Consider the following 16637-nt stretch of genomic DNA (forward strand, 5'->3'; position numbering starts at 1 on the left):
GTGAATGCACTGAGCAAAGCAATAATGTCAGAAACATTAGGTGATGAATTAAAACTATCCAAGCCTGCGTCCAAGGAATTGGTTGAGGATTTTTTTGAGGTAGTACGGCATGCTCTTGAGCATGGGCATCATGTAAAATTGTCTGGTTTTGGTAATTTTACTTTAAGGGATAAACCCCAAAGACCAGGCCGAAATCCAAAAACTGGTGAAGAAATTCCAGTAGTTGCCAGAAGAGTAGTGACGTTTAAATCGGGTTTAAAGTTAAAAACTAAAATTGATAAGATAGGATAATAGTTCGTTGAGTTATTATACGAAACATATATTAATGTGTACTAACCTGAAGGATGTAGGTAAACAATGTTGTGCCCAATATGGGAGTGATGAGTTTTTTACTTATATGAAATCTCGCTTAGTTGAGCTGGGTCTTCATGGTCCAGGTAAGATTCGCATGAGTAAATCAGGCTGTCTTGGGCGTTGTGGGTTGGGGCCGTGCATCGTAATTTATCCTGAAGGGATATGGTATTCTTATACCTCCTTTGATGATATTGATGAGATTATTAACACTTATTTAATTTCTGGCGTCATTGCCGAGTCCTTGTTAATTTGATTCAAGGCAGGTATAACTTTAGGGTGATGATTCCATACTGAATTTGGTCTATTTACACAAATTTAATTAAATTTTTGTCCTTTTTACTTGTAGGATGTTTCTGTTTTGGTTAAAATCGCCCGTCCATGATAGAAGATTACTAATATAGGCAGTTCGGAGTTCATTTAATGAAGACATTTAGTGCCAAAAGCCACGAGGTCAAACGTGACTGGTTTGTGGTTGACGCCAGCGATAAAGTTTTGGGTCGCTTAGCTACCAAGATTGCTCGTTATTTACGTGGCAAGCATAAAGCTGAATATACTCCTCATGTTGATACTGGCGATTACGTCATTGTCATCAATGCAGAAAAAGTTATTGTAACTGGTAATAAATTTAAAGATAAGATGTATTACCGTCACACAGGTCATCCTGGCGGTATAAAATCAGATAATTTTGAAAAATTGCAAGCAAGAAATCCTGCTAAAATTATCGAACTTGCTGTAAAAGGCATGCTACCAAAAAATCCTTTGGGTCGAAAGATGTATCGTAAGTTGAAAGTATGCATTGGTAATAAACATTCACATACGGCACAGCAACCCAAGCAACTTGATATTGAGGAATAAGTATTATGGCTGAAATGAAGCAATACTATGGTACTGGCCGTAGAAAAAGTTCAACAGCTCGTGTGTTTTTGCGTCCTGGTAAAGGTGAGATCAAGGTTAATGGACGCACTTTGAAGGAATATTTTTGTCGAGAAACTGCCTGCATGGTTGTAATGCAACCTCTGGAAACTGTTGAGTTGGTTAATAAATTTGATATTTATGTTACCGTTGCTGGTGGTGGAGTTTCTGGTCAAGCTGGTGCTGTTCGTTTAGGAATTGCCAGGGCTTTAGTTGCTTATGATGAGAAAGGATTAGCAGAAGATGCTGAGCCAAACCCAAATTCATTTCGAAGAAAGCTTCGAGTACGAGGCTTGTTAACACGTGATTCGCGTCGTGTTGAACGAAAGAAAGTGGGTCTGCACAAAGCACGTCGTGCTACGCAGTACTCCAAGCGTTAATTATTTATTGCATAATGAGAAACCCCGCGTCCATGCGGGGTTTTTTATTGTGGTCCTATTAGGGTTTGCGATAAGGTGATCTTATAATGAGTGAAATTACCGATCCCGATCAAAATAAAAATGCACTTATAGATAAAGATCGACGTCGCTTTTTGCTAACCTCTACCTGCGTTTTGGGAGGGGTAGGTGCCTTATGTGCATTAACCCCTTTTGTATCTTCCTGGTTACCTAGTACCAAAGCCCAAGCCGAGGGTGCTCCTGTGCAGGTTGATTTAAGTAAAATGGAACCAGGTGAGCAGGTTGTTGTTGAATGGCGAGGTAAACCTGTATGGATCATCAGACGAACCAGAAACATGTTACAAAAATTGTCTGAGAACTCCGAGCGATTGCGAGATCCACACTCATTAACCACCCAACAACCTGCGTATGCTAAAAATGAGCATCGTTCGATAAATCCAGAATATTTAGTGTTGATTGGAATTTGTACTCATCTGGGTTGCTCTCCTAAATATAAACCGACACTTGGTGATTTAGGGCCAGATTGGCCAGGAGGATTTTTCTGTCCGTGTCATGGTTCTATTTTTGATCTTTCTGGCCGAGTTTTTAAAAATGTCCCCGCCCCGATTAATATGGAAGTACCGCCGTATTATTTTATTAATAAGCATACTATTGTGATTGGTTATGAGCCTTAAGAATGAATCGATTAGTTAATTGGCTGGATGCACGTTTTCCATTAATGAGCACCTGGAAACGCTATTGCAGCTCTTATTATGTGCCCAAAAACTTAAACTTCTTTTATTTTTTTGGGTCATTAGCACTCGTAGTGTTAGTAAATCAGTTTATTACCGGCTTGTGGCTCACTATGTTTTATACTCCTAGCGCAGAGCAGGCTTTTTCTTCTGTAGAGTACATCATGCGTGAGGTAAATTATGGTTGGTTATTACGTTATATGCATTCCACGGGAGCCTCTGCGTTCTTCATTGTGATTTATCTTCATCTGTTTCGCGGTCTTCTTTATGGCTCCTATCAAAAACCAAGAGAATTAGTTTGGCTTTTGGGAGTGCTTTTATACGTTTTAATTTTAGCAGCAGCTTTTCTAGGGTATTTGTTACCCTGGGGGCAAATGTCGTATTGGGGTGCAGAGGTAATTACATCTTTAGTTGAAGGGATTCCTGTTGTGGGTAAAAACCTGGGGATTTGGTTAAGAGGTGATTATTCTGTGACTAATGTGACCCTGCAACGATTTTTTGCATTGCATGTTATTGCGGTGCCGTTTCTCATATTCTTTTTAACATTCTTACATATAGTCGCTTTACATAAAGTAGGCTCAAATAATCCTGAAGGTATTGATATTAACAACACACTGGATGCTGATGGAAATCCCTTAGATGGGATTCCTTTTCATCCTTATTATAGTGTCAAATATTTAGTAGGTATCATTGTTTTTCTCATTTTATTCTTTGCTGTAGTATGTTTTGCTCCTGAAATGGGGGGCTATTTTCTAGAGGGTAGCAATTTTGTACCTGCCAATCCCATGGTTACTCCTGATCACATTGCACCTATGTGGTATATGTCCCCGTTTTATGCCATTTTGCGAGCCATTCCAGATAAATTATTAGGTATATTCTGTATGGGTGCAGCACTACTATTATTCTTCTTTTTACCGTGGTTAGATCGTAGTCCGGTACGTTCGATGCGTTATAAAGGGATGGCTTCTCGTGTGATGTTATTTGTGGGGGTGACTGTATTTATCTTATTGGGTTATTTAGGAACTATTCCGGTTAATCCTGTGCGTTTACTTAGTGCTCGAATTTGCACATTGCTTTATTTTGCTTATTTTTTGTTGATGCCGTTATACACCCGTTTAGAAACTGTACGTCCTCTTCCTGCAAGGATAAGTGCCTAATTATGTTTAAACCATGGGTGTATTTTATTTGTATGTTTATTGTATTTGGAAGTCAGACTACACTGTCACGATCACTATCCATAGACCTGTACAATCAGCAAAGCTTGCAAAGAGGAGCCAAGCTTTATATGAATTATTGCTCTGGTTGTCATTCCTTAAAGTATTTACGTTATAACCGTATGGCCGAAGGTTTGGGTCTAATGGGATTGGATGGACAAACAAATGATGCATTATTGAAAAATAACCTCATCTTTACCGGGATATCTGTCCGCGATCCTATTCAGATTGCATTACCTCCAGAAGATGCAAAACAATGGTTTGGCACAGTGCCACCAGACTTGTCTTTAGTTGCCAGAGAAAAAGGTCCAGATTGGCTTTTTACATACCTAAACAGTTTTTATAACGACAAGTCTAGACCTTTTGGGACTAATAATCTTCTTATTCCCGGTGTTGCAATGCCCAATATTTTAGAGCCCTTAATTGGAGAAAAAATTTTAGAGCAAAATAGTAGGGGTTATTCTCAACATTTATCTTTAATTAAAAAAGGTGAGTTGTCACCAGCACAAATGCAGTGTCTTTTACAAGATCTTGTGACTTTTCTTGTTTATGTTAGTGAGCCTGAGCGAACCATTCGTTACCGATTAGGTTTTTTTATTATGGTTTTTTTAGGGGTATTTTTGTTGGTAGCTGTTAAACTAAAGAAAGCCTATTGGCAAAAAATCTCATAAATTTAGAGAATCCACTTTTTTGACTCATATTTGCTCTAAAAGAATAAAGTAACCCAAATGATTAAAAATATGGTAAAGTATAGACTTTGTACTGTAAGGTCCCTTACTGTTTTTCTTGAAATGATAGGAGTTGCTCATGGCAATTGTTGCAAAGCGTACTATAATGTCTTTATTTTCGGATATTGATGATGTGTACAGCCATCAAGTACGTATTGTTTTGGCGGAAAAAGGAGTGAATGTAGAAATTCTTCCAACAAAACAAAGTGAACCTGGTGCTGATCTTTTAGCTCTGAATCCTTATGGAACTGTTCCAACTCTTATTGATAGAGAACTTGTACTGTATGAACCACGTATTATTATGGAATATTTAGATGAACGTTTTCCTCATCCGCCCTTATTGCCGGTTTATCCTGTTGCCCGAGCTGAAACACGTAAAATGATGCACCGAATAGAACATGATTGGTATTATTTAATGAATCAGATTTTAAAAGAAATTAATATAGAAGAAGCAAGAACAAATCTATTGGAAAGCTTAACAAGCCTTGATCCTGTATTTGCGGATAAATCTTATTTCTTGAGTGATGAATTTTCTTTATTGGATTGTGCATTAGCTCCTTTATTATGGCGTTTGCCGCGATTAGATATTGAAATTGCAGCTGAATTAAAGGGATTAATTGCGTACATGCAACGCTTGTTCAAACGAGAATCGTTTCAACTAAGCTTGACTGATGCTGAGAGACAATTAAGAGTGGCATAAATTATGACTATGACATCAAACAAACCTTATTTAATTCGCGCGTTCTACGATTGGATTGTAGATAATGAATTAACTCCTTATATTTTAGTTAATGTTGACTATCTGGGTGTACAAGTTCCCCAAGAACATGTGGTTGAGGGACGGATTGTATTAAATATTTCCCCGTCAGCAACTCGTGGACTTTTATTGGAAAACGATCGCATCGTATTTACAGCTCGTTTTTCCGGAAAAACAGAGCAAATTTTTGTCCTTCCTGGCGCTGTCCTAGAAATTTACGCCAAGGAAAATGGTAGAGGTATTGCTTTTGAGTTAGAAGAAGCTCCCTTACCTCCTCCTGCTACCTCGGCTGGTGATGCCGAGATTGTTGCAAGTAAAAATAAGCCATCGTTAAAATTAGTTAAGTAATTAGGAGCTGTTGAATTATCAATAGCATTCTAACAATAATGTAGTATTCGTTCATAGTGAACGCTCAATGGTGTCAATTTAAGATTTTGTCATCTGCACAGCGCAGGAAGGACTTATTTCTTAGGTTAACGTGAGTTTTAGATTTTTAGATAAGGTATAGTTATTACTTCGATCCGTTTAGGCTAAAGAGCGACTCGAGGTAGAGACTGGATCAAATAGATTTTTTATCGAAAACTCAGGTTAAGTTAGCACCCTTGGTGAGTGCTTGCTGAATGGATTCGATCTTGGAGCAAATAGGTGACTGAACCAGAAACTGCTCTTTATCGTTGTGAGCAAATAAGAGCATGCGAGCAGCAAGCTCTCTCTTTATATCAATTAGATGAATATGAATTAATGTCTCGAGCTGGATCGATGGCGTTTTTTTACCTTGGGCAATTATACCCGCAAGTGAAACAGATCGCTGTATTTTGTGGCTCCGGGAATAATGCTGGTGACGGTTATATGATGGCGCGTATAGCTCATGAGCATGGATATTCAGTAACAATTTATCAGTGCAAAGCATTAGCCGATTTACCCGCCGCAGCACAATGGGCTGCCTTAAGGGCCACAGAGGCTGGAGTGGAGTGCCAGCCTGCAGATGAACCTTTGGATGTTGAGGTTGAATTAATCATCGATGCTCTGTTAGGAATTGGTCTAAAAGGACCTGTTCGTGGCATCATTGCTTCTGCCATCAACCAAATTAATGCCAGTGGTCTGCCGGTTATGTCTTTAGATATTCCTTCAGGCCTTAATGCAGATACTGGGCGAGTTGAGAATTTTTGTGTTAAGGCAGAAACAACATTGACATTTATTGCTCTTAAAGCAGGGATGTATACAGGTGATGGGCCTGATTACTGTGGTGACATACATTCTTGCTCACTACAACTTGAAGACTGCATTACTAAACAGGCACCAGTTGCCAGTCTTTTAAATGCCACCAATGTGAATTTACCACTTCTTCCACGTAAGAAAAATTCACATAAAGGGGATTATGGACATGTTTTAGTTATAGGGGGCGGTCCGGGTATGCCAGGGGCCATTATTCTCACTGCAAAAGCAGCAATGCGTGCTGGTTCAGGTGCCGTAACTATTGCAACTTGGCCTGAGCATGCCAAGGGTATCCTAGCCTTAATGCCTGAAGCGATGATTGCGGGTGTTAGCTCTGTAAAAGATTTACAACCCTTATTAACTCAAGCTACGGTGTGTGTTATTGGTCCTGGTCTTGGTAACAGTGATTGGGCGGTGAATTTATATTTAGCAGCAATTACCTCTCAATTACCTATGGTTATTGATGCTTCAGCGTTAAGACTTTTGGCAGAACATCCTCAAATGGATGATAATTGGATATTAACACCTCACCCGGGGGAAGCAGCTGCTTTACTTTCTTGCTCCACACAACAGATTCAGAAAGAGCGATATCAGTCTGCGTCAAGAATACAAAAACGATATGGTGGGGTGGTAGTGCTGAAAGGAACGGGTTCCATCATTCAAACCACGGAAAAAAATACTTTTGTGTGTACTCGAGGGAATCCTGGCATGGCCAGTGCTGGCATGGGAGATGTTTTAAGCGGTATTATTGCCGGTCTTTGTGCCCAAGGTTTGTCTTTATCTGCAGCAGCTCGGTGTGGTGTATATGTCCATGCGGTTGCTGGTGATAAAGTAGCGCAAGCTTTGGGAGGCACTGGATTATTAGCCAGTGATTTGTGTGATGTTTTACCCTATGTATTGAATAACCATGAATGAATTGAATGATATCGTCACTGTAAATTTAGTTGATGAAAAGTCCAGTAAGCATTTTGCAACGCAATTGGCCTTATGCCTTAATCCACCCTTAGTTATTACCTTCAGTGGTGATCTGGGGGCAGGAAAAACCACCATTATTCGCGCTATGCTACAGCATTTAGGTGTCAAATCACCAATCAAAAGTCCTACTTTTTCATTAGTAGAAAGTTATTTATGTCATCAGGTACCCGTGCATCATTTTGATTTATACCGAATTCATCACGAGGAAGAATTAGATTATTTAGGCTTTAGAGATTATTTTACCAATGAGAGTATTTGTTGTATTGAATGGGCTGAAAATGCAGGAAAAGCCTTGCCCAAAGCAGATATTCGTTTTAAGTTAAGTATTGAGGGGGCTGGACGCTTAATGCAAATAATTGCATTAAGCGACGCTGGCAAAAAAATTTTAGCTCGCCTTACAGGTGAATGATGATTCTACGCTCATGGTGTTTGTTTATGGCGATGTGTTTGTGCTCAGTATCCGCATTAAGCACACAACTTAAGGCTCTAGAAATAAAACAACAAAAAAATCAAACCTCCATTTTTTTTTCTCTTGATGGACCATTTACGCATAAACTATTTCTTCTTTCTCAGCCCAATCGTGTTGTTGTTGATTTTAACAGCACCCAATTGGCAGTAAATTTAAAACGTCCGGGTTTAACTAATGCACTCATTCAGCGAATACGTACTGGCCATGCTGATGCCAAAAATTTACGATTGGTTTTGGATCTGAGTAACAAAGTGCAGATACGATCAATGCCGTGGCAGCCTTCTAAGACAGCTTTTGGAATACGGATCGATCTTTTATACATTCAGAAGCGTGCATTAAATCCTAAAGTGAATGCTTCAGTAAAAACCAATGCAGTGATCGAGTCAAAATTGCCAATAAAAGTACATCCCATTTTAGCACAGCAGCCTCCCGTGAAAGTAAGTAATCGACCGGCTAAATCATTGCGCAATGTGGTTATTGTCTTAGATGCAGGGCATGGCGGTAAGGATTCGGGAGCACGCGGTCCGCATCACAGTAAAGAAAAGGATATAGTGCTGGCAATAACGCTTAAATTGAAACAATTAATTGATCGACAACCAGGTATGCACGCCGTATTAACACGTTCTGGTGATTATTATATAGGTCTTAGAGAGCGCATGGAAATCGCTCGAAAATACAATGGCGATATTTTTGTTGCTATTCATGCCGATGCTTTTCATAATCCTCACTCTAATGGTGCTTCAGTATTTGCCTTATCACAACGAGGAGCAACAAGTGAAGCGGCTCGTTGGTTGGCAGAAAAAGAAAACTATTCCGAATTAGGCGGAGTGAATTTGGACGAATTAGATGATCAGAATGGTGTTGTTCGTTCGGTGTTAATTGATTTATCACAAACAGCAACCATCAATGCCGGTTTGCAAATGGGGGCGCGCGTACTCAACCAGCTCGGGCGTTTTGCCACCTTACATAATTCACAAGTGGAACAGGCACGTTTTATGGTATTGAAATCGCCTGATATCCCTTCGATTCTGATAGAAACTGGATTTATATCAAACCCTAGAGAAGAGCGTAACTTGAGGAGTGCTGCTTATCAGGCACGGTTAAGTCAGGCAATATTTGAGGGAATTAAGGGTTATTTTTGGGAAAATCCTCCCCATGGTTCACGCATTGAAGCACTGGTTGCCAATAAATTTCATTTAGTACGAGCTGGGGAGACTTTACCTGCTTTAGCAGCACGCTATCATGTTTCCGTGAACGCATTACAAGAGGCAAACCATTTGCATGGGATTAGCCGACTTAAAGTAGGTCAAAAATTGGTAATTCCAGCGGTGTGGGCATGAGAATTCATCAATTATCTCCACAGATTGCTAATCAAATTGCCGCAGGAGAAGTTATTGAGCGACCTGCTTCGGTGGTGAAAGAATTGTTGGAAAATTCTTTGGATGCAGGGGCAGATACTATTAGCATAGAAATTAGTTATGGTGGTCTGAATCAAATTAAAATCAGTGATAATGGCATCGGAATTGTTGCCGATGATTTACCTTTAGCTATTGCTGCTCATGCAACCAGCAAAATTAATACGTTGAACGATTTATATGCTATAGACAGCATGGGTTTCAGAGGAGAAGCATTAGCCAGCATTGCTTCTGTGGCTAAAGTGAGTATTAGTTCAAAACCAGCCATACAAGATACTGCGATGATGTTGCGTGTTCAGGGTATAGAAACAACGATTTCTCCTTGTGCTCGCACTGTTGGTACGAGCATTGATGTGGTGGATTTATTTTTTAATGCGCCGGTAAGAAAACGATTTTTAAAAAGTGAAAAACTTGAGTTTCAAGCAATTGAAACGGTAGTAAAACGTTTTGCTTTGGGCGCGCCTCAAATTGCGTTGACCTTGAAACATAATGGCAAACAAATTTTGTCTTTACCTGCAGCAACCAGTGAACAGGCCCAATTAATCCGTTTGCGACGTTTATTAGGTAATGCTTTTGTGAAAGAGGTCATTTATCTAGATGTAGAGCGGGCCGGAATGCGGCTGTATGGTTGGACTAGTGGCATAAATTACCAACGCAGTCAAAATGATCGACAGTGGGTTTATATTAATCAACGTATGGTAAAAGATAAGTTACTCAATCATGCAGTGAAACAAGCTTATGAAAATTGGTTATACCCAGGCCGTTTTCCGGTCTGTGTTTTATATTTTACTATCAATCCTGCTGAAGTAGATGTAAATGTGCATCCAACCAAACATGAGGTCCGTTTTCAACAACCCCGTCTGGTGCATGATTTTTTCACCTCACAATTGATTGCTGCTTTACAGTCAGTGCAGACGAACAATGAAGTACAAACTTATGAGCTGGCTTCTCATCTGCGTGAGCACTATCAAGAGGCGATTTATGAACCTTACCCGAAACTGGTGCCGCCAAGCGTACAGAGTAAATCAGAATCAGAAGTTGAGGTGCCTTGGATTATTTTAAATAACCATTATATTTTGGTTTTAGTCCAGCAACAGCCTTATATAGTAGATATTTTTGCAATACAAAAATATCTTTTGCAGGAGCAATTAGGCCAACAGTCATTGCCTTTGCCAAATCGTCCTTTGTTGGTTCCAATTCGTTACCCCCTAACAGAGAAATTAAAAAATGAAGTCGGGAAATTAAGCGAAAATTTAAATCAATTAGGAATTCAGTTTGAATTATCAGGAGAGTATGAGGTGCTGATTCGCACTATCCCACGAGACGTCCCTTATTTGAATCTGCATTTATTTTTCAATGCTCTAGCGCAAATAGAGACGTTTCAAATGGATGATTTACTCGAATTAATATGCCAAACACAAATTTTTGATCCCAAGCTGTTGGACGCGGAAGAAAAAATGAAATTAAATCAGTTTTTAAAGCAATCGCATGGACAAAATCATAAACAACCAGGCTTGTTTAAAGCCTTAACGGTTGAGGATTGTCGGAATTTATTGTATGTCTGAATTGATTTTTTGTTTAATGGGACCAACTGCTTCAGGGAAAACTGCATTAGCTTGCGAATTGATTCATCATTATCCCTTTGAAATTATTAGTGTTGATTCAGCGATGATTTATCGAGAAATGGACATTGGCACCGCTAAACCCACACCCGCTGAACTGCTCATTGCTCCTCATCACCTCATTAATATTAAAAACCCAACAGAAGCTTATTCTGCAGCGCAATTTTGTGCGGATGCGTTTTCTTTATCCGAGACAATTATTCGTAAAGGTAAAATTCCTTTATTAGTTGGGGGCACTATGATGTATTTTAATGCCTTGCAAAAAGGCCTATCGAAGCTGCCTGAAGCGAATGCAGAAGTACGTCAGCAATTAGAGGAGGAAGGAGCATTACATGGATGGGATGTATTGCATCAGAAATTGATGCACATTGATCCTCAGGCTGCAGCACGTATTCATGCTCATGATACGCAAAGAATTCAACGGGCTTTGGAAGTTTATTATCTGACAGGAATTTCATTATCTGATTTTCTACAGCAACAACAAGAAAGTTCCCATTATCATTTTGTTAATTTTATTCTTTTTCCAGAACAACGTGTTTCGTTGCATGAGCGTATTGCTTTGCGTTTCGAGCAGATGTTAGCTCAGGGTTTTATTGACGAAGTAACCAAGTTGCAACAAAAATGGCATTTAAATAGTAACTTACCCTCAATGCGTTGTGTAGGCTATCGGCAAGTGCTTGAGTATCTACATGGAAATTATGATAAGACGACAATGCGTGACAAAAGTGTAGCAGCGACCCGGCAGTTAGCAAAACGCCAACTAACCTGGCTTAGGCATTGGCAGAAAGCTCGGTATTACGACCCATTAACTACAGGTTTTAGTGACAAGATTATGGCGGAAATCGGGGAAATATTAGATAATCGCTAGGATCTGTTGACATTTCTATTATCTATTTATGTGGGGAACATTATGTTAAAAGAACGGTTAGAACCGGCCAGTACGAAAAAAAATTACTTGGTACATCGCGATCAATTGCCTTTAAGTTGTCCAACAGACGAAATGATATTATGGAATGCACATCCTAAAGTTTATTTGCCTATAGAGAAAACAGGTGTGGAAGTTTGTCCTTATTGTGGCTCGCGATTTACATTACAGAATGATTAATTCTATTTGCATTGTCAGATTATCTGCTCTAGGTGATGTTCTCATGGTTGTTCCTCTTATTAGAACATTACAGGCTAGTTTACCCCATGCCAAGTTAACCTGGATTATTTCCAGACCTGCTTTTGACCTAGTAGAAGGCATGGATGGTGTTAATTTTATAGTTATTGATAAACCCAATCGCCTCGCTGATTATTGGTTGTTTAGAAAGCAAATGCGAAGCCAAGCTTTTGATGTGTTATTAGCTCCGCAGGCCAGTTTACGAACTAATTTACTTTATCCGTTCATCAGGGCCAAACGTAAAATTGGTTATGACGATCATCGTGCTAATGATGGTCACCGTTGGTTTGTGAACGAACGCATTACTCCAGGTTTTGAACATACCCTGGATGGCTTTCTGAAGTTTGCTCAAGCTTTGGGGATCTATGAGAAAGTAATTCGTTGGGATTTGCCGATTGCTGCTGCTGATTACGAGTGGGCCGATCAACACTTACCAAAACAAGATCCTATTCTAGTGATAAATCCCGCAGCGAGTAAACCCGAACGCAGTTGGCCAGTTGCCCGTTATAATGACGTATTACGCCAGGCTCAGGAAAAATGGCAGGTACAAGTGGTTATTACTGGCGGTCCTGGAGAATTTGATAAAAAACTAGCAGAACACATTACTCAAGTGATTCCCGCGATTAATTTAGTAGGAAAAACAAGACCTAAGCAGTTACTAGCCTTAATCAGCAAAGCAACCGTAGTTCTTTGTCCTGATACGGGTCCCTCTCACATGTCTACAGCAGTAAACACACCCGTGATTGCTTTACATGCGGTAACCAACCCATTGATTTCTGGTCCTTACCTTTTTCAACACCTCGTAGTAAATCGTTATCCTGAAGCCGCAGAAAAAATACTAGGCAGTGCATCTATTAACGATGTTTGGGGACAGCATGTCCACGGAGAGGAAAGTATGAAATTAATTACTGTGAACGAGGTAATGGATAAGCTTGCTAAGGTTTTATCTTAGATTTCACCGGTGTTCCGCAGCTTATCTGTAGACAGGTCGCGGAAAGTAAGTTCTACTTTTAATCTCATCAAACTTTATTGATCAAAATAAGTTCTTGTAGTTAAAAATAATATCTATTTGATAAATATTAAATCATGTATTACACTTAGGAGGCATTTAACAGCTAGGAGGCTCATAAATGAAGAATACAATGATTTCTTTAGTTATTGTTTCAACTACCCTTGGTCTGGCAAGTTGCACCACTACAGACTCCGTTTACTCAACTGGTTATAGAACTACACCAGTTTACAATGCTAATTATTATAGAGCTGGCTGGAATAATAATGGATGGTATGGCAACCGTGCTTATAATACCAACTATTATTCAGGCAATAGAGCGTACTATAACATGAATGGATATAACTACACCCGCGGCGGCTATCGCAATGGTGTTAACGGGTATAATTACTCCCGTGTAGGATACCAAAATGGTCGTGGAGGCTATCGTGTTGTGAATACCATGAATCATCCTGTTCGATACAAGCCTGTAGTAAAAAGAGTGTATCATGGTAATGGTTATTAATAGAAAAAACTATTCATAGTGTAACATTTAAAGGCGCGATATGGATGTATTCTTATCGCGCGAGTTTTTAAAGAGTTACGATTAGGATATGTTCGAGCTAAAATGATCGATTTTTTCACAAAAACGGCAAGCAATTAAATTCCTATTATTCTATATTAAAGTCACATTTTAGAAGCGGGACCATTTTAGTTTTATTTATCAATTTATGACCAAGCCAAACTAATAAAAAAAGTGGAATGCAAATATAGGAAATAAGTAAGCCATACCAGTTTATAGGATCTGCCATAAGTGCAGAGTAATTTTGTCCACCGATGATGATGAGGCATAATCCAAATGCACACAAAGGACCAAAGGGATATCCTTTTGCTAAATAAGGAAGCGAAGCCAAGTCTTTTCCTTGTAACAAATAAGCTTTGCGAAACCGAAAATGACTGATAGCGATTCCCATCCAGGCAATAAATCCGGAAAGACTGGTGGCATTAAGTAACCAGAAATAAACAGTACCATTACCAAAAATAGAGGATAGAAAAGCCAGCATAGCAACTGTACTGGTTAATGCCAAAGCGTAAATGGGTATTCCTCGTCGACTCACTTTGGAAAAAATTTGTGGCACATGGTTTTGCATTGATAGATACCAAAGCATTCTACTGCCCACATACATGAAGGAGTTTGCGGTAGATAGGATAGCTAGTAAGATCACTGTATTCATGAGGAGTGCAGCAAAGCGAGCGTTATATTGTTTAAAAACCAAGGTAAAAGGGCTGGTGACTATTTCCGACCCTACTAATTGAGGGGATGTATAGGGTAAAAGCAGACTAATAACAAAAATTGATAAAATGTAAAATATTAAGATTCGCCAAAAAACCATTTTTATTGCTTTAGGAACATTTATACGTGGTCTTTTACTTTCTCCTGCGGCAATCCCGACTATTTCGGTGCCCTGAAAAGAAAAACCAGCGATAATAAAGGCATTAAAGAGCCCGCTCCAGCCGCCATGAAAGGGAGTATTACCAATCCACCAATTTTGGAGTCCTCCTGCTTGATAAGAAGTGATACCAGTAACGAGAATGAATCCAGTAATAATGAAGAGAGTAACCACAGTAATTTTAAGAAATGACATCCAATATTCTATTTCTCCCAGTACCTTGGTTGATATTGCATTAAAACCAATAATTAAAAATAAAAAAGTGCCACACCAAATTGAAGGAGAACTATTGGGAAACCAAAAATGCATGATTAATGCAGAAGCTGAAATCTCAGAAGCAATATAAACAGCGCAGCTATACCAATAATTCCATCCTAGGGCATAACCTAAAGAAGGATCAAAAAAGCGGGCCGCATACGAATAGAATGCCCCCGTATTGGGCATGAATGCAGCCATTTCGCCTAAGCTAGTCATTAAAAAATAGACCATAATGCCCACAATAAAATAGGCAAGCAAGGTTCCTCCCGGTCCAGCAGTGGCTAATGCATTACCACTGGCTAAAAAAATACCTGTTCCAATCGAACCACCAAGAGCAATCATGCCTAATATGCGGGCATTAAGTTTTCGTTGTAGGGCAGGTTTTTTGTGCATTGCTCAATCCTTGAAGTAGTGGCGACCCTAATACTGTAACCAGTTTTTTTCAGGAAGACTCTCAACCGGAATGGTTTCATAAGCCTTAAAAATATCGCCATCCTGAGATAAAAGAACGGCGATAGGTCGTGTTCTTTCAAAATGAGCAAATATGATCATCATCATTGCGGTGATGGGTACAGAAAGAAACATTCCTAATACTCCCCATATTGAACCCCAAAGTGCTAATGAAATCAGGATGACTAGTGGGCTTAAATTTAACGTATGACTTAAGAAACGGGGTTCAATTAAATTTCCTACAATAAATTGAACTGTCCCTAAACCGACAATGACTTCGATGAACGGTAACCAACTCGAAAATTGTACTACAGCTATCGTTGCTGGAAAAAGAGTGGCAATAATAGCACCGATATTGGGTATAAAATTTAAAAAGAAAATAAGCAGTGCCCAAAATTCGGCAAAATCTACTCTCACCCATTTCATGATAGACCAACTGGCTATTGCAGTAAGAAAACTTAAAAGTGTTTTTAGCCCTAGATAGGTTTGCGTATCATTGACAATATGAGTCAAGATATTATTCATTAATTGTTGATTTTCTAAAGAGGTAATCATGGAATCCAATTTTCTTTGGAAAAAATGCTGTTCGACAAATAAAAAAACAACGTATAGCGAGATAAGTACAGTAGAACTGGCCAGCGTGGTGAATACCCCGGAAATTTTTAATACGGTGGTTTGAACATTAATGGTTTTTATAATTTGATTTATATTAGCTAATACTTCAATGTGGTATTTTTTATCAATGCTATCGATAATGGTTAATAAATGTTCTTGATAGCGGCCTGAAGCATTAATTACATTACTTACATTATTAGAAATAATATTAGCAAAAATGGTAATGAGAATAGCAGTGACCACAAACGCTAAAATTAGAGAAAGCCAATAAGGGAGAAATTTTCCGATAATAGGTGTCTGTTGAATAATTCCACGGATGGTGTTGAGGAGGTACCAAATAAATACGGCAATGACAATCGGAATTAAGATACTGCTCCCTACAACAAGAAAATAGCCTACAATCCAAACAATAATTAAACCTGTTGCAAAGGAGATTACATGGCCCATAGCTTTGCTCCCCAGCAAGATATCGATAAGGTGTGTTTGTGGATGTCATTTAAATGTTCTGAGAGAAGCTGCATTATAATCTCCTTTCTAAACAGCAGATATCGGTTAGATCTCTATTCTATACCTATTCTCCTTGAAAATATTAACTTTTTTAAAAAAGCATTCCTAATAGAATTGGCAAATCTTAATCAGTTGCCTATTTCTTCATTATTGCGTTTTGGACGCAATTGCTAACACATAGTAAAGGGGTATTTGAAGGTTAGAAGTGGCCCCAAAAATGAGACAGTGGTATAGAAAAGAAACGATTGTAATTGGGGTTAAAAATGGCTCACAAAAAGTTCAGTTCAGAATTTAAGTCAAAAGTTGCGATAGAGGCATTAAAAGGTCATAAAACGCCCAATGAATTAGCATCGGAATTTGAAGTACATCCAACACAAATTAACCAATGGAAAAGGCTGTTATTAGAAAGCAGCAAG

The 16637-nt window shown here is 39.0% G+C and carries 20 protein-coding genes; 18 read left to right on the forward strand and 2 right to left on the reverse strand.

Annotated elements, in window-relative coordinates:
- The 17 genes from WA877_RS01705 (at nucleotide 1) to WA877_RS01785 (ending at nucleotide 13466) form a co-directional block, all read left to right on the forward strand.
- Nucleotides 1-291: an integration host factor subunit alpha gene (locus tag WA877_RS01705; RefSeq protein ID WP_425169210.1), complete on the forward strand. Its 291-nt coding sequence runs from the start codon at nucleotides 1-3 to the stop codon at nucleotides 289-291.
- 7 nt (nucleotides 292-298) lie between these two features.
- Nucleotides 299-607 carry a (2Fe-2S) ferredoxin domain-containing protein gene (locus WA877_RS01710; protein WP_425169211.1) on the forward strand — a complete coding sequence of 103 codons (309 nt, stop codon included), beginning with the start codon at nucleotides 299-301 and terminating at the stop codon, nucleotides 605-607.
- A 167-nt stretch (nucleotides 608-774) separates the two neighbouring features.
- Complete coding sequence (gene rplM, locus WA877_RS01715) at nucleotides 775-1209, forward strand: 50S ribosomal protein L13 (RefSeq protein ID WP_425169212.1); 435 nt, start codon at nucleotides 775-777, stop codon at nucleotides 1207-1209.
- A 5-nt stretch (nucleotides 1210-1214) separates the two neighbouring features.
- A complete protein-coding gene (gene rpsI, locus WA877_RS01720; protein ID WP_425169213.1) occupies nucleotides 1215-1646 on the forward strand; it encodes a 30S ribosomal protein S9 in 432 nt (143 codons plus the stop codon).
- A gap of 86 nt (nucleotides 1647-1732) precedes the next feature.
- Entirely contained in the window at nucleotides 1733-2338 is a 606-nt protein-coding gene (gene petA, locus WA877_RS01725; RefSeq protein WP_425169214.1) for a ubiquinol-cytochrome c reductase iron-sulfur subunit, read from the forward strand.
- 2 nt (nucleotides 2339-2340) lie between these two features.
- Nucleotides 2341-3552, forward strand: a complete 1212-nt coding sequence (locus WA877_RS01730; protein WP_425169215.1) for a cytochrome b — start codon at nucleotides 2341-2343, stop codon at nucleotides 3550-3552.
- A gap of 2 nt (nucleotides 3553-3554) precedes the next feature.
- Nucleotides 3555-4280 carry a cytochrome c1 gene (locus WA877_RS01735; RefSeq protein WP_425169216.1) on the forward strand — a complete coding sequence of 242 codons (726 nt, stop codon included), beginning with the start codon at nucleotides 3555-3557 and terminating at the stop codon, nucleotides 4278-4280.
- A gap of 136 nt (nucleotides 4281-4416) precedes the next feature.
- Nucleotides 4417-5037 carry a glutathione S-transferase N-terminal domain-containing protein gene (locus tag WA877_RS01740; protein WP_425169217.1) on the forward strand — a complete coding sequence of 207 codons (621 nt, stop codon included), beginning with the start codon at nucleotides 4417-4419 and terminating at the stop codon, nucleotides 5035-5037.
- A 3-nt stretch (nucleotides 5038-5040) separates the two neighbouring features.
- Nucleotides 5041-5442, forward strand: coding sequence for a ClpXP protease specificity-enhancing factor (locus tag WA877_RS01745; RefSeq protein WP_425169218.1), 402 nt, complete (start codon nucleotides 5041-5043; stop codon nucleotides 5440-5442).
- A gap of 297 nt (nucleotides 5443-5739) precedes the next feature.
- Nucleotides 5740-7224 carry an NAD(P)H-hydrate dehydratase gene (locus WA877_RS01750; protein WP_425169219.1) on the forward strand — a complete coding sequence of 495 codons (1485 nt, stop codon included), beginning with the start codon at nucleotides 5740-5742 and terminating at the stop codon, nucleotides 7222-7224.
- The gene (tsaE, locus tag WA877_RS01755; RefSeq protein WP_425169220.1) at nucleotides 7217-7693 is read left to right on the forward strand and encodes a tRNA (adenosine(37)-N6)-threonylcarbamoyltransferase complex ATPase subunit type 1 TsaE; all 477 of its coding nucleotides are present in this window, start codon (nucleotides 7217-7219) and stop codon (nucleotides 7691-7693) included. Before WA877_RS01750 ends, tsaE begins: the two co-directional genes overlap by 8 nt.
- Nucleotides 7693-9093, forward strand: coding sequence for an N-acetylmuramoyl-L-alanine amidase (locus tag WA877_RS01760; protein ID WP_425169221.1), 1401 nt, complete (start codon nucleotides 7693-7695; stop codon nucleotides 9091-9093). Before tsaE ends, WA877_RS01760 begins: the two co-directional genes overlap by 1 nt.
- On the forward strand, nucleotides 9090-10733 hold the full coding sequence (gene mutL / locus WA877_RS01765; protein WP_425169222.1) for a DNA mismatch repair endonuclease MutL: 1644 nt from the start codon (nucleotides 9090-9092) through the stop codon (nucleotides 10731-10733). The genes WA877_RS01760 and mutL overlap by 4 nt, the downstream gene beginning before the upstream one ends.
- Nucleotides 10726-11658, forward strand: a complete 933-nt coding sequence (gene miaA, locus WA877_RS01770; protein WP_425169223.1) for a tRNA (adenosine(37)-N6)-dimethylallyltransferase MiaA — start codon at nucleotides 10726-10728, stop codon at nucleotides 11656-11658. Before mutL ends, miaA begins: the two co-directional genes overlap by 8 nt.
- A 42-nt stretch (nucleotides 11659-11700) precedes the next feature.
- The gene (locus WA877_RS01775) at nucleotides 11701-11895 is read left to right on the forward strand and encodes a zinc-finger domain-containing protein (RefSeq protein ID WP_425169224.1); all 195 of its coding nucleotides are present in this window, start codon (nucleotides 11701-11703) and stop codon (nucleotides 11893-11895) included.
- The gene (locus WA877_RS01780) at nucleotides 11888-12904 is read left to right on the forward strand and encodes a glycosyltransferase family 9 protein (RefSeq protein WP_425169231.1); all 1017 of its coding nucleotides are present in this window, start codon (nucleotides 11888-11890) and stop codon (nucleotides 12902-12904) included. Before WA877_RS01775 ends, WA877_RS01780 begins: the two co-directional genes overlap by 8 nt.
- Nucleotides 12905-13082: 178 nt before the next feature.
- Nucleotides 13083-13466: a hypothetical protein gene (locus WA877_RS01785; RefSeq protein ID WP_425169225.1), complete on the forward strand. Its 384-nt coding sequence runs from the start codon at nucleotides 13083-13085 to the stop codon at nucleotides 13464-13466.
- Between the two features lie 145 nt (nucleotides 13467-13611).
- Here WA877_RS01785 and WA877_RS01790 read toward each other — a convergent pair whose 3' ends face one another.
- Entirely contained in the window at nucleotides 13612-15042 is a 1431-nt protein-coding gene (locus WA877_RS01790; protein ID WP_425169226.1) for an amino acid permease, read from the reverse strand.
- Between the two features lie 27 nt (nucleotides 15043-15069).
- Nucleotides 15070-16161 (reverse strand): AI-2E family transporter, encoded by a 1092-nt coding sequence (locus WA877_RS01795; RefSeq protein ID WP_425169227.1) that lies wholly within the window; start codon nucleotides 16159-16161, stop codon nucleotides 15070-15072.
- Nucleotides 16162-16484: 323 nt separating this feature from the next.
- Here WA877_RS01795 and WA877_RS01800 point away from each other — a divergent pair.
- On the forward strand, nucleotides 16485-16637 hold a 153-nt coding region (locus WA877_RS01800; protein ID WP_425169232.1), incomplete at its 3' end, for a transposase.

The sequence above is a fragment of the Legionella sp. genome, from assembly GCF_049790535.1.
Taxonomy (GTDB): Bacteria; Pseudomonadota; Gammaproteobacteria; order Legionellales; family Legionellaceae; genus Legionella.

Excerpts from the sequence above, each read along its gene's own strand:
- rplM (WP_425169212.1), top strand. The coding sequence starts at position 775 with ATGAAGACATTTAGTGCCAAAAGCCACGAGGTCAAACGTGACTGGTTT.
- rpsI (WP_425169213.1), top strand. The coding sequence starts at position 1,215 with ATGGCTGAAATGAAGCAATACTATGGTACTGGCCGTAGAAAAAGTTCA.
- petA (WP_425169214.1), top strand. The coding sequence starts at position 1,733 with ATGAGTGAAATTACCGATCCCGATCAAAATAAAAATGCACTTATAGAT.
- WA877_RS01730 (WP_425169215.1), top strand. The coding sequence starts at position 2,341 with ATGAATCGATTAGTTAATTGGCTGGATGCACGTTTTCCATTAATGAGC.
- WA877_RS01735 (WP_425169216.1), top strand. The coding sequence starts at position 3,555 with ATGTTTAAACCATGGGTGTATTTTATTTGTATGTTTATTGTATTTGGA.
- WA877_RS01740 (WP_425169217.1), top strand. The coding sequence starts at position 4,417 with ATGGCAATTGTTGCAAAGCGTACTATAATGTCTTTATTTTCGGATATT.
- WA877_RS01745 (WP_425169218.1), top strand. The coding sequence starts at position 5,041 with ATGACTATGACATCAAACAAACCTTATTTAATTCGCGCGTTCTACGAT.
- tsaE (WP_425169220.1), top strand. The coding sequence starts at position 7,217 with ATGAATGAATTGAATGATATCGTCACTGTAAATTTAGTTGATGAAAAG.
- WA877_RS01760 (WP_425169221.1), top strand. The coding sequence starts at position 7,693 with ATGATTCTACGCTCATGGTGTTTGTTTATGGCGATGTGTTTGTGCTCA.
- mutL (WP_425169222.1), top strand. The coding sequence starts at position 9,090 with ATGAGAATTCATCAATTATCTCCACAGATTGCTAATCAAATTGCCGCA.
- miaA (WP_425169223.1), top strand. The coding sequence starts at position 10,726 with ATGTCTGAATTGATTTTTTGTTTAATGGGACCAACTGCTTCAGGGAAA.
- WA877_RS01775 (WP_425169224.1), top strand. The coding sequence starts at position 11,701 with ATGTTAAAAGAACGGTTAGAACCGGCCAGTACGAAAAAAAATTACTTG.
- WA877_RS01780 (WP_425169231.1), top strand. The coding sequence starts at position 11,888 with ATGATTAATTCTATTTGCATTGTCAGATTATCTGCTCTAGGTGATGTT.
- WA877_RS01785 (WP_425169225.1), top strand. The coding sequence starts at position 13,083 with ATGAAGAATACAATGATTTCTTTAGTTATTGTTTCAACTACCCTTGGT.
- WA877_RS01790 (WP_425169226.1), bottom strand. The coding sequence starts at position 15,042 with ATGCACAAAAAACCTGCCCTACAACGAAAACTTAATGCCCGCATATTA.
- WA877_RS01795 (WP_425169227.1), bottom strand. The coding sequence starts at position 16,161 with ATGGGCCATGTAATCTCCTTTGCAACAGGTTTAATTATTGTTTGGATT.